Source organism: Moritella yayanosii (assembly GCF_900465055.1).
Lineage (GTDB): Bacteria > Pseudomonadota > Gammaproteobacteria > Enterobacterales > Moritellaceae > Moritella > Moritella yayanosii.
Map to the genome: position 1 here is coordinate 3,531,917 of NZ_LS483250.1, position 16,913 is coordinate 3,548,829.

Below are 16,913 nucleotides of genomic sequence, written 5' to 3' on the forward strand. Positions count from 1 at the left end.
AAGCAAGCGAACTTTATAGTGGTTTTCGGTGTATTTAGGGGGGTGGTTAACGTATTAATAAATTAATAGTTAAATTAGATAATTTGTTACTGCCGCACACCACGACGATCTCGACATCTGTGGTCGTGGTGACCAAAACCACGTCTATCCGTGACTAAACGATGTTCAGTTAAACCCGCAACATCGCCTAGGGTAATGATTTTTTAGTCATGTTAGCCGTAAGGTGTCACGGTTAGAACAACAATTAAATATTATCTTGTTAGAGCGTCCGACGCGTTAAAACAAAAATGAGCTGGTGGCGTTATAAAATATGTGCGTAAGCTCTTTATTTTTGAAAGTGCAGCGCGCAAGGTGTATGATCGCCCCCTTGTTTTTCATCGTTGCGGCTTCGCTGTCGCACGAATTTGAAAGCAGTTTAATGACATTTAGTGCACTTACGCATCCAGATAAGAGATAATAAAGTAATGACCAAGCCAGTTATCAACAGTGTTCACGCCGCAGGACGCTTTTCTATCGCACCAATGTTGGATTGGACCGACCGTCATTGCCGTTACTTCCACCGCTTGTTAACCAAAAATACCTTGCTGTACACCGAAATGGTGACCACAGGTGCGATCATTCACGGTCGCGGTGATTATCTTGCCTATAACAAAGAAGAACACCCAGTGTCGTTGCAGTTAGGTGGTAGTAATCCTATTGATCTGGCTCAAAGTGCGAAGTTGGCACAAGAGCGTGGTTATGACGAAATTAACCTGAATGTGGGCTGCCCATCTGATCGCGTGCAAAGTGGTAAATTTGGTGCCTGTTTAATGGCTGAACCGACGCTGGTGGCGGATTGTGTAAAAGCCATGCAAGACGTGGTGGATATTCCGATTACGGTTAAAACCCGTATTGGCATTGATGATCAAGACTCGTATGAATTTCTACAAACCTTTATCGATACCGTGGCAGCCACAGGTTGTAAGGACTTTACTTTGCATGCGCGTAAAGCCTGGTTAAGCGGATTAAGCCCGAAAGAGAATCGTGAGATCCCAGAGCTTAATTATCAACGTGTTTATGATATTAAACAGGACTTCCCAGCGCTTTTCATTGCTATTAATGGTGGTGTTAAAACATTAGCAGAAACGCAATTACATCTAGGCAATGTTGACGGCGTGATGATGGGGCGTGAAGCGTATCATAACCCTTTTTTATTGAGCCAAATTGATGAGCTGGTTTATGGTGGTGAGAAGTCGACCCATAGCCGTCACGATTACGCTGAAATGATGCTACCGTATATTGATAATCACATTCGTAATGGTGGCAGTTTAACGCACATTTATCGCCATATGCTTGGGTTATTCCTTGGGTTGCCGGGAGCAAGAGCGTGGAAGCGTCACCTCAGCGAGCAAGGGCATAAAAAAGGCGCGGGTGTTGAGGTTGTAGAAGCAGCATTACTGTTAGTTCCTAAAAGCTAAAGTCATAGGCCAAAATGCTAATGCAATGATTTAAAATGCAAAACAATAAAGCTTATTATAGTTTATATAATAGGCTTTTTTTTGTATGATTTTTAAAGCCGGATAGTGATTAACTGCTGAGGCTCGTTTGGGTCAACTTATTCAGGTAGTATAAATACCCTAATACTAACGGTTTAATAAAATAAATCAGTGAAAACGGTCATGATTTTAATCTTCAGGCCGATAAGTTATTAGAGATTTAGAGGATATTATCCGATCTATAAGTTAGATCACAGGGACGAGACTTATTATTGTAATCACATTATCAAGCTAACTTACAAACGCTACAGAGGTATTAAATGGGACTATCCATCCAACTAAAAATCAAGCATAAGATCGGTATTCTTTCGGCGGTTGTTGTCGTTAGTTTTTTAACTTATCTTTTCGCCAACATTCTTGTTGTGAAAGAAAATAAAGAACGGTTATCACAACTGTCTGCAATTTATTATCCAGTACTGGAAGCGGCCACGATCAGTAACAGTAAGATTGCCGAGTTAACCCAAGCAATTGAAACATCAGTCACCATTGGTGATGAAGATATGCTGCTAAGTGCTGATGAAGTTTATGCAGATCTCATTAGCCAATTAGACTTAATTAATTCGATTCACCCTGATAAGCGCAGCGAGTTATTGTTAATTAAGGCGCAAGCTAAAGAGTATTATAATTCCGCGAAATATCTAGCTAATGGTTTGATTATTGGTACTATTTCTATGGATAACTTATCTGTGTTAGCAGAAAGTAACCGTTTTACATTAGAAAAATTGTTAGCTGATCTTGACCAGTTTAAAAAAGACAGTCAAGCTGACTTCACTGCCTTGATTGAAACGTCATTAGCGAGTTCTGATACGAGCCGTGATCGCGGTGTGATGTTAGGTGTCGGTGTGATTATATTAGTACTGGCGGTATGTTATTGGCTGACGGTATCGATCACAGGCAGTATTCGTAAAGTATCTGATTCGTTAAAAGAGATCGCGCAAGGTGACGGTGATCTTACGGTACGTATTGATTATGTAAATAAAGATGAAGTGGGTGAGCTGGTACATTGGTTTAATCTGTTCTTAGACAAACTTCATGGCAGTATTAGCGAAACCATTCAATCGATCGATTCGTTATCACAAGCATCGACGCAATTAGCGACATCAAGTAGTACTTCTAAATCGCGAATTCAAGAGCAAAGTCAGTCGATTGATCAGGTATCTCGCTCGATGAACGAAATGTTTGAGACTGTCAGGCATATTGCTGATTATGCGTCTGATGCTTCGGCAGAAGCAAGTAGTGCAAACAGCGAAGCTGAGACTGGCACCGTGGTTGTTAAAAAGACCATCGAAGCCATACACGAACTGGCTGACGAAGTGAAAACAGCTTCAAAAGTAATCGACGAATTAGACGCTCATACTAGCAATGTTGGCGTGATCCTCGAGACTATCCGTAGTATCGCTGATCAGACCAATCTGTTAGCCTTAAATGCAGCCATTGAAGCGGCGCGTGCGGGTGAACAAGGACGAGGTTTTGCTGTCGTTGCAGACGAAGTTCGGACTTTAGCATCTCGCACACAAGATTCAACCCAAGAGATCCAACAAGTATTGGAAGAATTGCAACATGCTTCACGAGGCGCTGTGGAAGCGATGCAACGTGGGATGAATAAAGCGGATATTGGCGTAGAGCAATCATCTAGAGCTGGCGATTCTCTAACAAACATTTCGAGTAAAGTTCAAGCCATCAATGTCGTTAACGAGCAAATTGCATCAGCGACGGAAGAACAGGCTCAAACATCAAAACTGATACATGGTTATATCGATGAAACCCATTCGATAGCAACACAAGTATCTAAAGATACCGAAGTGCTTGACGAGATCGCGCAAGCTATTGAAGTTGCCACACAAAAACTAAGGAAAGCAACAAATCAATTTAGTGTGTAGTAAGTAACGATAATTTGCTTGCTGCACGAAATTTCTAAGGAGAGAAATTTTATGAGCAAGCAAATTGCTATTGATGGATCAAACATTGTCTCAAAAACAGTATCAACAGTTGGATCAACCCGATTACAGAACATCACCGCAACATTATCTTTAGCTGCTGGTATTTCAGCAGCGCTATTCTCGTCATATACCGCTGCGTACAGTACGTACACCTGAATTGATATTGCCGTTGGTTGGGGGAATTGATTACAAATTTCATGGAGGAAAAAATGCAGAAAATGATCAAGGGCATACTATTTCTATTACCATTTTTTATTTCATCGGTGATGGCTGAGATAGTGGTTGTCGTTAATCCATGAGGTCCCAAAGCAGTCAAGGTTACATAAAGACTTGACCGGTCGTACACCGGCACAAGTCAATGCGTATTGGTCTAGAAATGTGTTTACAGGATTAGGTCAAAATCCAGAAGTTGTCTCTCCTATCTTCTTTCTAACTACGATTCATAAGTAAATCGAATGCGTCAACTAGGGTAATAACTTTACACAATAAAGTAGGATATGCATCTTTATTGTATGGTATTGATTTATATCGTATTGGGTATGTACAATTACACTAACACTGTTAACAACAGTGCCCTAGTAGTAAAGTTCAATCAAACCAGTCACGCTATCGTAACAAGTCGTCATAGTGTGATCTGTGTCACTAAAATAAAGTGCGTAAGCATGAATAAAACCATCATACTGAGTTATTAGTAATTTACCGTAAAAACCAACATGTATGACCAGTTTTGAATAAATACAAAATGGACTAAGTGTTTTAGGATAAGGATATTTTTGATGAAAAAAGCATTTATAATGCTACCTCTTGCTGTTGCCTGTGCGTCACAATTTGTGATGGCTGCAACAACTGATTCGCAGCGTCTTGCTCAACTTGAGCAACAATTAGCTATTTTACAAGAAGCGAGCGCTTATGATTCGCTATCTGATCGGATGTCTATCAATGGCTTTTTCACTGGTAAAGTAGGTGTTGCTAGTAACGATGCGGGATATAATGGATACGATAAAGATGCTGATTTCTCTGAAGGCAGCAAGCTTGGTCTGCAAGGTACGTTCGCACTTACAGAGCAAACAAACATTGTTGCTCAGTTAGTTGCTCGTGGTAATGATGATTGGTCTACCGAAATGGAATGGGCATTTTTAAGCCATGATTTTGATAATGGTTTTACTGCACGTTTCGGTCGTTTACGTGTGCCGCTGTACATGTATTCAGATTATCTAGAAGTGGGTTACGCACAGCCTTGGGCTTCACCACCAAGTGAACTTTACAGTATTGTGCCACTGACATCGTTTGATGGTGTGGATGTGATTTACGATTTTGATATGAGCGATGTTGCCGTTACGCTACAAGCAAGTTATGGTCATGCAGATCGTGATACCGGTGAAAAGCTAGGCGAAGTGGACTACAAGGATATTCTTGGTGCTTCAGCATCATTTTCTTATGAAAATTGGGTTTTCCGCACAACTTATTATCAAACAACACTTGATACGACTAAAGATGGTCAAATACCACAATTTTTTAATGATGAGCAAAGTTATTTTGCTGGTGTTGGTCTGAGTTATGATGATGGCTCACTACTTGCTATCGCAGAGTTTGCCGTTTCTGACGTCGAAGGTAATTATGCAGATACTGAATCTGGTTATATTACCCTAGGTTATCGTATTAGTGATTTCACTCCCTATGTGACTTATGCTTTCCTTGAAACGACTGATGATAGTGAGAGAAATCCAGCATACAAACCAAGCTTTGACTGGAAGCGAAATGCTTACAGTATTGGCACGCGTTATGACATCAGCTCAAACCTAGCACTAAAAGCGGATGTAACTTACGCAACTGATTTTGGTGATACTTCTGGTGGTTTGGAGCCAAATCTAGATGGAGTACAGAACCAAATAAATGATGATACATTAGTTTACACACTGTCATTTGATGCAGTATTTTAAGGAGAACTTTGATGAAACTATTAGCTAAAGTTGCCTTAGCCGCAGCATTAATCTCGGGTGTAGCACAAGCAGGTGTTGTTGTTATTGCCAACCCAACTGGCCCTGATGCATTGTCGAAATCACAAGTCTCTAAACTGTATTTAGGTAAATCTAAAAAGTTACCAAATGGCGTGAAAGCTCAAGTCTTTGAGCAAGCGACGGGCAGTGCTATTCGTGGTGAATTCCACGCTGGCGTGACGGGTAAAAGTGATTCTCAGCTACAAGCTTATTGGTCACGTTTAATATTTACCGGTAAAGGTAAACCGCCAAAAACAATTGGCTCATCTTCTTTGATTAAAAGCCAAGTTGCATCGCATGCGAATGCCATTGCTTATATTGACTCTTCAGAAGTTGATGACACGGTAAAAGTGGTATTTACACCATAATCTTGCTGTTTAGTTGTCAATGCCAAACCTCAGGTTTGGCATTTTTTTTGGGTAAAATTTAATGGCATGAATATTAAAACCAGAGTATTCTTCTTACATCATAATTAAAGAGATTAACCTAGTGGATTTTGAAAAAGAATTTGCCGAGCTGAAAGTCGAAGCCGAAGAGATCATTGATAACTTATTAGAAGATGGCAGTGATCCTGATGCTGTATATTCTATTGAACATCACTTTGCTGGGGATGATTTTGCACAGTTAGAAAAAGCCGCTATTGCAGCGTTTAAACTGGGCTATGATGTCTCTGATCCTGAAGAAGTTGAACTAGATGACGGTCAAACCGTATTTGCGTTTGACTGTATTGTTGAAACAGAACTTGATATCGATACCATCACGCGTGATATCGAAGCATTACTTAAAATGTCTATCGAACAAGATGTTACCTACGACGGTTGGGGCACTTACTTCGAAGACGATGCATCATAGTACTTACATTATAATACTGGCAAGGACATATTTGTCTCTGCAGGTTGTAGATAAGTAATATTATTGTGTGTGGCATTGTGTTGTTTATACCACAGACAAAATTTGTCGCTCGGTAACGGGCGGCTAAATAAATACCCCTGAAATTGATCACACTGTTGTTCTTGTAGCCATTTCATTTGTGATTCTTTCTCGACCCCTTCTGCCGTTACGGTAATATTTAATTCTCTTGCTAAGCTGATAACCGAGCGGGTGATAGCGGTTGTGGTTTTGTCTAATTCCAATTCATCAACAAAAGATTTATCAATTTTTAGTTTATGAGCAGGCATATTTTTCAAATAAGACAACGAGCAATAACCCGTACCAAAATCATCGATAGCCAAGCGTACCCCGAGGTTAATTAACTCTTCTAACATATGTCCTGTGGCATGGTTTGATTCCAGTAGTGCGCTTTCTGTCACCTCAATTTCAAGTCGGTGTGCAGGGATATCATAGTAGTCGATGTAATATTTTATTTTACTGATCAGCTGCGGATCATTAAATTGAATTGGCGATAAATTTACTGCCATGAAGATATCGATACCTTGTGCTCGCCATTGTGCGAGTTGCTGACAGGCTTTTTCTAATACCACTTCACCCAGTTGTCCTATGAGGTTGTTTTTTTCGGCAAGCTCAATGAATTTAATTGGCATGATAAGCCCTTGTTCAGGGTGATGCCAACGCGCGAGGGCTTCTACCCCGAGTACTGCTTTGCTGTTTGCATCGACGACCGGTTGGTAATATAAGTCGATATCTTTGTTATTAATGGCGTGTTTTAAATCGTCGATTAAGCGTTTGTCAGCTTCGGCATGTGCTTCTAATACTGGGTCAAATAAGGTGTAATACTGTTCGGTATCTTTACGCGAACGTGATAGCGCCTGTTCGCTGCAAGTGAGTAACTGGTTGGTATCTTGTACTGTATTCGGGTAGTTTGCTGCGCCGATACATACCGCTAAATCAATGACATGACCTTGAATCGCTATTTGCCTATTGAGTTTATCGACTAATTTATTACACAGGTAATCAAGCTGATCCGGTGAGCTGGCTTGATTTGTCAGGATCGCAAAACGATCACCCTGGATACGTGCTAGCAACGCATCGTCAGGGACTATTTGTTTGATCTGTTCACCGACATGGATCAGCACTTGATCGCCAATCTCAGTACCATAATTACTATTAAGCTGGCCGAGTTTTTTGATATCAATAAGTAGCATACCCCAATGCGAATCCTGGTCGATGTCTTCCAAGGATTGCAGGAAAGTCGGGCGGTTAAGTAATTTAGTCAGCTGATCATGTTTGGTCAGTGTGGCAATTTTTTGTAAGTTGATACGCCTCTCTTTAATGTCGCGAGAGATACTGACGGTACCGACTAATTTGTTATTTTGAATGACCGGATGTTTGTGTACATCAACATAGACTTGTCGGCCCGCTAATTCAAATTCCATTTTGTAATTAGCACTTTTATAATTTGATTTTAGTTGGGTATCATAATCAATACTGGCTTGTGCTGTTGACGCTGGCAGTATCTGTTCAATGGTTTTGCCAATAACATCGGCTTTTTTCTTTTTAGCTAACTTTAATGCTGCGCGGTTACATTCAACGATACGACCTTCCATGTCTTTGTAAATAACAAAGTCAGGCAGGGCATCAAAGATCGAATTAAGCAGCGCCGTTTTTTCTTGCAGTTTTTGTTCTGAGCGAAACTTACTTGATACATCAATGGCGATCCCGAGTAAGCCAACTGTTTTACCGGCGCGATTTTTCAACGGGATCTTGGTGATCTCAAATTGTTGATGACCGTGAATGGTTTCCAGCGTCATGGCTTTAGCAATGACACTGCGACCGTGTATTAGCGCTTCTTGATCGGTTTGATAGAGTGCTTTGGTAGGCAGCTGCTTTTCTTTAAAGGCAGGTTTAAGTTGAGCATCGGTTTTACCAATAATGAACTGTTCTGATGGTAAATCAAATAACGATAAACAATGTTTATTACAGCCCAGATATTGCCCATGAATATCTTTCCAAAATATACCTATTGGCAGGTGTTGAATTGCATTAATCAATATATTATTCAGATAATTCGTGCTACCCATAACCTATCACTCCATTCCTTGGTGTCGACATTCTATAGCTAAGCTGTTTTTTATAACGACAACTTACTGTTATTACAAATATGTTACATCTTATCGCACGGGATGGACATATTTTTTCAAAAAATGGATGCGTAATTGTGATGTCTATTTACTATTTATTCTCAATGAAAAGCAATTTACTCGAAATGAAACGCAACTGATTAGAAATGACAAACAAAAAAAAGGGAAAACTGATTAATCAGTCTTCCCTTGTTGATAAGGTCTATTTTAACGATTAGATCGATTCAATTCGTGCTTTTTGTGCTTTAAATTTAGCAATGGTATTTTCAAATTCCGCTTGTTTCTCACGTTCTTTGGCGATAACAGCTTCTGGCGCTTTGCCAACGAATTTTTCGTTGTTGAGTTTGCCGGCAACACGGTCTAAGTCTTTTTGCACTTTTTCCATTTGCTTGTTGATACGCGTAATTTCAGCATCTTTATCGATTAGACCAGCCATTGGAATTAAGATTTCCATGTTGCCTAATAGTGATGTTGCTGAGATTGGTGCTTCTTCATTTTCGCTAAGAATAGTGATTGCTTCTAGTTTTGCTAGTGAGCTAAGGAACTGTTGGTTTGCGTCGAGACGACGTTGCTCTTCAGTGCCTACATTTTTCAACAAAATTGAGATTGGCTTGCTTGGGCTGATGTCCATTTCGCCGCGGATGTTACGGATAGCGATAATGAATTGTTTAACCCACTCCAGATCTTGCATTGATTGGGCATCAACTTTAGCCGCATCATGCTCAGGGAATGCCTGTAGCATGATCGTTGCGCCTTCGGTGTACTTACCAGCAAGTGGTGCCACACGCTGCCAAATCTCTTCAGTGATGAATGGCATGATAGGGTGCATTAAACGTTGTAACGCTTCTAGGATCGTGACTAATGTATAACGCGTCGCTCGCAGTTGTGCTTCAGTCCCGTTGCCGAATACTGGCTTCGTTAATTCTAAGTACCAATCACAGAATTGATTCCAAGTGAATTCGTAAGCGATGTTAGCCGCAAGATCGAGACGGTAAGTATCAATCGCTTCACGGTATGTTTTGATGGTTTCTTGGAATTGACCTTGGATCCAACGATCCGCGAGGCTGAATTCCATGTCGCCGCCATTTTGGCCACAATCATGTTCTTCTGTGTTCATTAATACGTAACGGCTAGCGTTCCATAGTTTATTACAGAAGTTACGGTAACCATCAAGCCGTTTCATGTCCCAGTTAATGTCACGACCAGTCGATGCCATTGCGGCTAATGTGAAACGCAGTGCGTCAGTACCGTGTGCTTCGATACCGCCTGCAAATTCTTTACGCGTGGCTTTTTCAATCTTCTTAGCAAGTTTTGGCTGCATCATGTTGCCAGTACGTTTTTTTACTAGCGACTCAAGGTCGATACCGTCGATCATGTCGAGTGGATCAAGTACGTTACCTTTTGATTTTGACATTTTATCGCCAGCTTCATCACGTACTAAACCCGTCACATAAACTGTTTTGAATGGTACTTGTGGTTTGCCGTTTTCATCTTTGATGAAGTGCATGGTCATCATGATCATACGGGCAACCCAGAAGAAGATGATGTCGAAACCCGTTACCAGTACATCACTTGGGTGGAATACTTTAAGATCTTGCGTTTGCTGTGGCCAACCTTGCGTTGAGAATGTCCAAAGCGCAGATGAGAACCAAGTATCAAGCACATCGTTGTCCTGACGTAATTCGACTTCTGGACCAAAGTTGTTTTCTGCACGAACTTCTGCTTCGTCACGACCAACGAATACGTTACCTTCGTTATCATACCAAGCGGGAATACGATGTCCCCACCAAAGTTGACGTGAGATACACCAGTCTTGTACGTCGTTCATCCACGAAAAGTACATATTTTCGTATTGTTTGGGTACGAATTGGATTTCGCCATTTTTTACTGCGTCAGTGGCTACTTTCGCCATTGGACCAACACTGACATACCATTGGTCTGTTAGTAGTGGCTCAATCACCACGCCACTACGATCACCGTAAGGTACTTGCAGTGTATGCGGTTCAATTTTGTCTAATAAACCCAGTTCTTCAAATTTAGCCACGATTGCTTTACGTGCAGCAAAACGTTCCATGCCTTGGTATTCAGCAGGGATCACGAAGGTTAGTTCGGTGTTTTCGGTGCCGTCTGAGTTGATGATTTCCGCTTCTTCACGGATATCTGCGTTTTCAGTTAGGATGTTGAACATCACTAAGTTGTGACGCTTACCCACTTCGTAATCGTTAAAGTCATGCGCGGGTGTGATCTTCACACAACCAGAACCTTTTTCCATATCGGCGTAATCATCCGCCACGATCTTGATGCGACGACCAATGATAGGCAGAATAATGTCTTTACCTACCAGCGCTGCATAGCGTTCGTCTTTCGGGTGTACTGCCACTGCAGAGTCACCGAGCATCGTTTCTGGACGGGTGGTTGCTACCACGATGTAATCTTTACCGTCAGCGGTGGTTGCGCCATCTGCTAGTGGGTAGCGGAAGTACCACATGCTGCCTTGTTTTTCTTTGCTCTCAACTTCAAGATCAGAAATGGCAGTGTGGAATTTTGGATCCCAGTTTACCAGGCGTTTGCCGCGGTAAATCAGGTCTTCTTTAAATAAACGTACAAATACTTCTTTTACTGCTTCAGACAGACCGTCATCCATTGTAAAACGTTCACGATCCCAATCTACCGACGTGCCTAAACGACGCATTTGACGGGTAATGGTACCACCTGATTCGTTTTTCCAATCCCAGATCTTGTCGATGAACGCATCACGGCCATAATCGTGGCGTGTTTTGTCTTCTTCAGCTGCGATCTTACGTTCAACAACCATTTGTGTCGCGATACCCGCGTGATCGGTACCCACTTGCCATAGTGTATTTAGACCTTGCATACGCTTGTAACGCGTTAGTGCATCCATGATCGTTTGTTGGAAGGCATGACCCATGTGCAGGCTACCAGTGACATTTGGCGGTGGGATCATGATGCTGTATGCATCTTTAGTTAGATCGCCGTTTGGCTTGAAGTAACCTTGCTCTTCCCAGTGCTGGTAAAGTGCTTGCTCAATGGCTTGGGGATTGTATATTTTTTCCATAGGTCTGCTTTCTAATTCTCAATGGTTGATTGATTATTCGACGTTCACAGTTAACAGTTGTAACCCTGTTTGACGATAATGTTTGTAACGCTCACGAGCTTGTTGTTTTAAACCGTCTTGATGTGGTACAAAATCGATAATCTGATTAAAGTTGACTGCAAATTGCGGTGTCTGGTCGTGCAGGTTGATAAGTACCTGATAACGATGGCAGGGTGGTTGAAAACCAATTTCAACGGGTGCGCCATTACGTGGACCTTCACCTTGTAAATTATGTGGTACAAAACTGTTCGCATCTAATTGCCAAAGGTATTCGTCAACCTGATTGGCTGCCGATTCATCGTTGGCGTGAATATAGACGCGTTGTCCTTGCTGATAAAACTCACCAGCCAGTTTACAGGCAAGTATGTGATGCTGAGGCATGCTTGCCTCAGTGCCATTTTTGGATTCTTGCATGATATAAAAAGTGACTTTTTTCATCGGTAGTTTTACGCCAAATTACGAACAGTTATAGTTTAAAATACAGCTGCGCATAATAACACAAAGCGGGGGCGGGAAAATACAATTGTCGAGGTAATATCCGGATATACTTTGGTGGTTATTCTTTCGCAGAAACGAAAAAAGCCACCGTAGTGACCTTAATGATACCCAGCTAGTCTTTGATATAGCATCTTGGCGTAGTCTGGGTATACGTATTAATAGCGTGACTCTTTACATACTTATTGCGTGAATGTAATTAAGTGTCGTCAGCTTGTTGCATTTCATTACGCTCGGTACGGTTAAGTAAGAACTGTGTCAGCATCGGCACCGGACGACCTGTTGAACCTTTGTTTTTACCACTTACCCAAGCAGTACCGGCGATGTCTAAATGCGCCCAGTTATACTTCTTCGTAAAGCGTGATAAGAAACAGGCCGCTGTGATTGCACCGCCAGCAGGACCTCCGATGTTGGCTAAGTCAGCAAAGGGACTTTCAATTTGTTCTTGGAAGTCATCAGTCATTGGTAGACGCCATGCTTTATCTGCGGCTTGATCTGATGCATTTAATAATTCATGTGCAAGTGGGTTATGTGTCGACATTAACCCGGTGATGTGACGACCAAGTGCGACAACACAAGCACCGGTTAATGTTGCTACGTCAATCACCAGCTCTGGGTCAAAACGTTCTACATAGGTTAATACATCACATAACACCAAACGGCCTTCAGCATCGGTATTGAGTACTTCAACTGTTTGTCCCGACATGGTAGTGAGAATGTCACCTGGACGGTAAGCGTTGCTACCTGGCATGTTTTCACAACCCGCTAGAATACCAATTACGTTAAGTGGTAAGTCTAATTTAGCCAGTGCTTTCATGGTACCAAGTACGCTTGCAGCACCGCCCATGTCATATTTCATTTCGTCCATGCCTAAGCCTGGTTTCAATGAAATACCACCTGAATCGAAGGTCAGACCTTTACCTATGAGTACGATTGGTTTGGCGTCAGGATTCGGGTTACCTTGGTAATGAATAATCGACATCTTCGCTTCATTGGCGGAACCTTGTGATACCGCAAGGTAAGAGTCCATTTTTAATTCTTTCATTTCTGGCTCACCTAAGATCACTGTGGTGATCTTGTCACTTTCATCAGAAAGTTGGCGAGCTTGATTTGCCAGGTAAACGGGATTACAAATGTTTGGCGGCATGTTGGCTACGTCTTTACACAGACGCATACCACTTGCTACAGCGAGACCGTGAGCAATGGCTTTTTCACTGGTTGGTAAATCACGACGTGAAGTCACGTTGAATACCATTTTGCGTAATGGGCGACGCGTTTCTTCTTTATTACTTTTTAACTGATCGAAACGGTAGCGACTTTCGCGTGCTGTTTCAACGGCAAAACGGACCTTCCAGTAGGTATCGCGGGCTTTTACATTTAGCTCTGGTAGGAAACAAACCGCTTCCATTGATCCGGTTTCGTTCAAGGTATTCATTGTCTTGGTGATAATTTTCTTGTACTGACGCTCATCTAATTCACGTTCTTTACCGCAGCCAACTAATAATACACGTTCGCTTAGTACGTTTGGTACATGATGAAGCAACAATACTTGACCAGGTTTACCTTCGATATCACCGCGACGTAGTAGGGAACTTAAATAGCCATCGCTGATCTTATCGAGCTGTTCTGCTGCAGGTGATAAACGACGTGGTTCAAATACTCCGACAACAACACAAGCACTGCGTTGCTTCTCAGGGCTACCACTTTTTACATTGAACTCCATGGACTCTCCGGTTTCCTAAAGACAAAATCAAATATTTATAACATAATAGGGGGTTATACGTATTTAGTTAATCAAAAACTAACATTTTCAGATAAAATGGGTGTGTAGTTAACTATTTATACTGCATTTCATACAAAACATTAGTCTAATATAGGTTCTAAGTGATAATTTTCCGATATTTATTTGCCGAGACAGTGAAATCGCAAGTTGCTGTGTTATTCATCTTATCACTTATCTTTGTGAGTCAGCAGTTTGTTGCTTTGCTCTCGAAGGTAATGACAGGTGCTTTACCTGCTAATTTAGTGATGGAGATGTTGCTGTATACCATGCCAGCGTTGGGCACATTAATTTTACCGGTGAGTTTGTTCATCGGTATTTTGTTTGCGCATGGACGATTGTATGCAGAAAGTGAGATGGTGATCTTAACGGCTTGTGGTTATACCCCAAGCCGGATACTGATGTCGTCGTTATTATTATCTTCTGTGACGATAGGTCTGGTGGCTTTTAACGCGTTTATCTATGCTCCGACTGCTGAAGAAGGCCGGGTGCAATTATTAGAAAATGTCGATGCAGATGTCGGTTTAGCGACCCTAAAACAAGGGCGTTTTGAGTCGTTTGATGGTGGCCGTGCTGTGGTTTACGTCGAATCTTATGACAGTGATAAATCGCTGCGTAAAATATTTATTGCTAAATCACCTTCGCAGGAGGGAGAGCGTCCTTCTATTGTGTTAGCAGATAAAGGTAACGTAGAGTCTGACGACAACGGCTCACAATGGTTGAAGTTAAGCCAGGGTTTGCGTTATGAAGGTGAGTTATCCCAACCCGATTTTCGTATCGTTGATTTCAGTGTTTATCGGGTATTAATTCAAGATCAAGATGTGCGTGAACGTGGCCGTAAAACCAAAGCTCTGCCAACCTCAGAATTATGGAATTCGAATGAGTTTGAACATAAGGTTGAGCTACAATGGCGTATCGCCCAAGTTGTCGCGATCCCATTACTGACGTTATTAGTGGTGCCATTGGCGATGGTTAATCCCAGACAGGGGCGTTATGCGAAATTATTCCCCGCGTTATTAATGTTTTTAACTTACTTTATGTTATTAAGTGCCGCGCGTTCCGCCATTTTAGATGAAAAATTACCGTTAGTATTCGGTTTCTGGATCGTGCATCTCGGGGTGCTGATTTTAGCTATTGGGTTTAATTTAGCTAATTTCTCTTGGTATCATCGTCTAGTACGTAAGATGAAAGTTCGTTTTTATCGAGGTGACAGCAGTGATTAAAATTTTAGATATCTATATTGGTAAGGCTATTCTATTTGCCACTATGATCTGTTTATTTACCTTGGTGGGTTTATCGGCGGTGATCAAATATGTCGAACAATTAAGAGCCGTCGGCCGTGGCACTTATGGTTTATTCGAAGCGCTAATGTATGTGATGCTGAAAATGCCACGTGAAATTACTATCTTTTTCCCGATGGCGGCCTTATTAGGGGCGTTAATTGGTTTGGGGGCTCTGGCTAGCTCGTCTGAATTAGTGGTCATTCAAGCGGCGGGCCAGTCGCGTTTTAAAATTGTGTTATCCGCAATGAAAACCGCGATCCCGATGATGATTATTGTGATGCTAATGGGTGAATATGTTGCCCCTTATACAGAACAAAAGGCGGCTCAATTACGTGGTGAAGCAACCTCTGGGCAATCGATTATTCGGGCGCAAAAAGGGGTTTGGGCAAAGGATAAAGACAACTTTATTAATATAGGTAAAGTGAATAATGGCAGTGAATTACATGATGTAACGATTTATGAATTTGCTGGCAATCAGCGCCTAGTTAAAACCACACAAGCGCGACGTGCAACTTACACCGGCAAGTATTGGCAGTTAACCGATCTGCGGATCACCCATTTTGAGCGTGATCGTATTTCGGTCACTGAACAGGCGACGCAGCGTTGGGATTCCACTCTGACACCGGAAAAATTAGATGTGGTGACGATTGACCCTGAAGATTTATCCATATCAGGTTTGTATTCTTATATTACTTATTTAGACAGTAATAAGCAGGATGCGGCAAGTTATGAGTTAGCCTTCTGGCGTAAAATATTCCAGCCGTTATCGATTGGGGTGATGGTATTGTTGGCGTTGTCGTTTGTATTTGGACCACTGCGTACGGTGACCATGGGCGCGCGTATCTTGATGGGCGTAGTGGCTGGTTTTACTTTCTATCTTGCCAGTGAAACCTTTGGGCCGATTAGCTTAGTGTACTCGCTACCACCGTTTCTTGGGGCCGTGGTCCCCAGTGCCATCTTTACCTTGATTGCGATTGTGCAGTTAAGGAAACATGGTTAACGTGGGTATTTGACGATACCGATGATAATGTAGCGTCGGTGAATAGATATAAAAATGGCAACCAAATTGGTTGCCATTTTTGTTTCGATGTATCGGCTTAGTGTTAGGCACTAAGCACCGTTAAATCGATTATTTCTTCTGTTTTAGCTTGTCGGCATAACGCAGTAACGAACCGTTTTGATCTTTGCTTAAACGTAATACATTACAGTTCGACCAGTGATCTTGAAAGGCGCGATTCTTCATGTCAAACGGCACTTGTAAGTTACCCAAACCACAGGCTGCAGTGGCAAGACGGATAAGGGCTTGGGTTAAGCTGATCGCACTGCCATCGGCATTTTGTACGCGTAAACGCCAAGCTCGCATACCAACAGTCTGACCTCCGTGAGTCCAGAACCACAGATAGAAGCTACATACCGAGCCCCATACCAGCAGTGCAAACCAAATTTGGCTGCCTGCATACGCCGCCGTATCAACATAACGCCCAGCAATATCGACAATACCGGATACAATCAATGCTTTTGCAATGCCAAGTCCGACGGCACTAGAAACCGCTGCGATACCAATAACAATCAATGCATCATAGACCAGCGCACCAATACGCGGGCCAAAAGTGGCAATCGATGCGGTTTCGCCTGTTTCAGTCGTCGGTGTGTGTTTTGGTTTTCTAAGTTTGTTTTTCTTCGCCATTATGAATCCAGCCATGTCTTCAGGGTTATCTCGAAAGTGGCAA

Annotated in this window: 13 protein-coding genes; 8 read left to right on the forward strand and 5 right to left on the reverse strand. The window is 42.1% G+C overall.

Annotated features, from left to right (window positions below; genetic code table 11):
• Positions 1-464: 464 nt before the first annotated feature.
• The 6 genes from dusA to rraB all read left to right on the forward strand — a co-directional run bounded on the left by dusA (position 465) and on the right by rraB (position 6,324).
• Positions 465-1,457, forward strand: coding sequence for a tRNA dihydrouridine(20/20a) synthase DusA (gene dusA / locus MORIYA_RS16380; protein WP_112716879.1), 993 nt, complete (start codon positions 465-467; stop codon positions 1,455-1,457).
• Positions 1,458-1,795: 338 nt separating this feature from the next.
• The gene (locus MORIYA_RS16385; protein WP_112716881.1) at positions 1,796-3,415 is read left to right on the forward strand and encodes a methyl-accepting chemotaxis protein; all 1,620 of its coding nucleotides are present in this window, start codon (positions 1,796-1,798) and stop codon (positions 3,413-3,415) included.
• A gap of 51 nt (positions 3,416-3,466) precedes the next feature.
• Entirely contained in the window at positions 3,467-3,631 is a 165-nt protein-coding gene (locus tag MORIYA_RS20860) for a hypothetical protein (protein ID WP_162629285.1), read from the forward strand.
• Positions 3,632-4,251: 620 nt separating this feature from the next.
• Positions 4,252-5,415 (forward strand): porin family protein, encoded by a 1,164-nt coding sequence (locus tag MORIYA_RS16395; RefSeq protein WP_112716883.1) that lies wholly within the window; start codon positions 4,252-4,254, stop codon positions 5,413-5,415.
• 11 nt (positions 5,416-5,426) lie between these two features.
• Positions 5,427-5,840 (forward strand): type 2 periplasmic-binding domain-containing protein, encoded by a 414-nt coding sequence (locus MORIYA_RS16400; RefSeq protein ID WP_112716885.1) that lies wholly within the window; start codon positions 5,427-5,429, stop codon positions 5,838-5,840.
• A 121-nt stretch (positions 5,841-5,961) separates the two neighbouring features.
• Positions 5,962-6,324, forward strand: a complete 363-nt coding sequence (gene rraB / locus MORIYA_RS16405; protein ID WP_006030148.1) for a ribonuclease E inhibitor RraB — start codon at positions 5,962-5,964, stop codon at positions 6,322-6,324.
• 8 nt (positions 6,325-6,332) lie between these two features.
• Here rraB and MORIYA_RS16410 read toward each other — a convergent pair whose 3' ends face one another.
• The 4 genes from MORIYA_RS16410 to pepA all read right to left on the reverse strand — a co-directional run bounded on the left by MORIYA_RS16410 (position 6,333) and on the right by pepA (position 13,843).
• Complete coding sequence (locus MORIYA_RS16410; protein ID WP_112716887.1) at positions 6,333-8,450, reverse strand: sensor domain-containing protein; 2,118 nt, start codon at positions 8,448-8,450, stop codon at positions 6,333-6,335.
• A gap of 274 nt (positions 8,451-8,724) precedes the next feature.
• Entirely contained in the window at positions 8,725-11,586 is a 2,862-nt protein-coding gene (locus tag MORIYA_RS16415; RefSeq protein ID WP_112716889.1) for a valine--tRNA ligase, read from the reverse strand.
• A gap of 33 nt (positions 11,587-11,619) precedes the next feature.
• Entirely contained in the window at positions 11,620-12,063 is a 444-nt protein-coding gene (locus MORIYA_RS16420; protein WP_112716891.1) for a DNA polymerase III subunit chi, read from the reverse strand.
• 256 nt (positions 12,064-12,319) lie between these two features.
• Positions 12,320-13,843 (reverse strand): leucyl aminopeptidase, encoded by a 1,524-nt coding sequence (gene pepA, locus MORIYA_RS16425; RefSeq protein WP_112716892.1) that lies wholly within the window; start codon positions 13,841-13,843, stop codon positions 12,320-12,322.
• Positions 13,844-14,004: 161 nt separating this feature from the next.
• Between pepA and lptF the strand changes: the two genes are divergently transcribed.
• Together lptF and lptG are read left to right on the forward strand one after the other, a co-directional pair.
• Positions 14,005-15,123: an LPS export ABC transporter permease LptF gene (gene lptF, locus MORIYA_RS16430; protein ID WP_112716893.1), complete on the forward strand. Its 1,119-nt coding sequence runs from the start codon at positions 14,005-14,007 to the stop codon at positions 15,121-15,123.
• The gene (gene lptG, locus MORIYA_RS16435) at positions 15,116-16,183 is read left to right on the forward strand and encodes an LPS export ABC transporter permease LptG (protein WP_112716895.1); all 1,068 of its coding nucleotides are present in this window, start codon (positions 15,116-15,118) and stop codon (positions 16,181-16,183) included. Before lptF ends, lptG begins: the two co-directional genes overlap by 8 nt.
• Before the next feature lie 129 nt (positions 16,184-16,312).
• On the opposite strand, the gene MORIYA_RS16440 is transcribed toward lptG, so the two are convergent.
• Positions 16,313-16,870, reverse strand: a complete 558-nt coding sequence (locus MORIYA_RS16440; protein WP_112716897.1) for an RDD family protein — start codon at positions 16,868-16,870, stop codon at positions 16,313-16,315.
• Positions 16,871-16,913 lie beyond the last annotated feature (43 nt).

Coding starts and splice junctions, on each gene's coding strand:
- dusA (WP_112716879.1), top strand. CDS start 465: ATGACCAAGCCAGTTATCAACAGTGTTCACGCCGCAGGACGCTTTTCT.
- MORIYA_RS16385 (WP_112716881.1), top strand. CDS start 1,796: ATGGGACTATCCATCCAACTAAAAATCAAGCATAAGATCGGTATTCTT.
- MORIYA_RS20860 (WP_162629285.1), top strand. CDS start 3,467: ATGAGCAAGCAAATTGCTATTGATGGATCAAACATTGTCTCAAAAACA.
- MORIYA_RS16395 (WP_112716883.1), top strand. CDS start 4,252: ATGAAAAAAGCATTTATAATGCTACCTCTTGCTGTTGCCTGTGCGTCA.
- MORIYA_RS16400 (WP_112716885.1), top strand. CDS start 5,427: ATGAAACTATTAGCTAAAGTTGCCTTAGCCGCAGCATTAATCTCGGGT.
- MORIYA_RS16410 (WP_112716887.1), bottom strand. CDS start 8,450: ATGGGTAGCACGAATTATCTGAATAATATATTGATTAATGCAATTCAA.
- MORIYA_RS16415 (WP_112716889.1), bottom strand. CDS start 11,586: ATGGAAAAAATATACAATCCCCAAGCCATTGAGCAAGCACTTTACCAG.
- MORIYA_RS16420 (WP_112716891.1), bottom strand. CDS start 12,063: ATGAAAAAAGTCACTTTTTATATCATGCAAGAATCCAAAAATGGCACT.
- pepA (WP_112716892.1), bottom strand. CDS start 13,843: ATGGAGTTCAATGTAAAAAGTGGTAGCCCTGAGAAGCAACGCAGTGCT.
- MORIYA_RS16440 (WP_112716897.1), bottom strand. CDS start 16,870: ATGGCGAAGAAAAACAAACTTAGAAAACCAAAACACACACCGACGACT.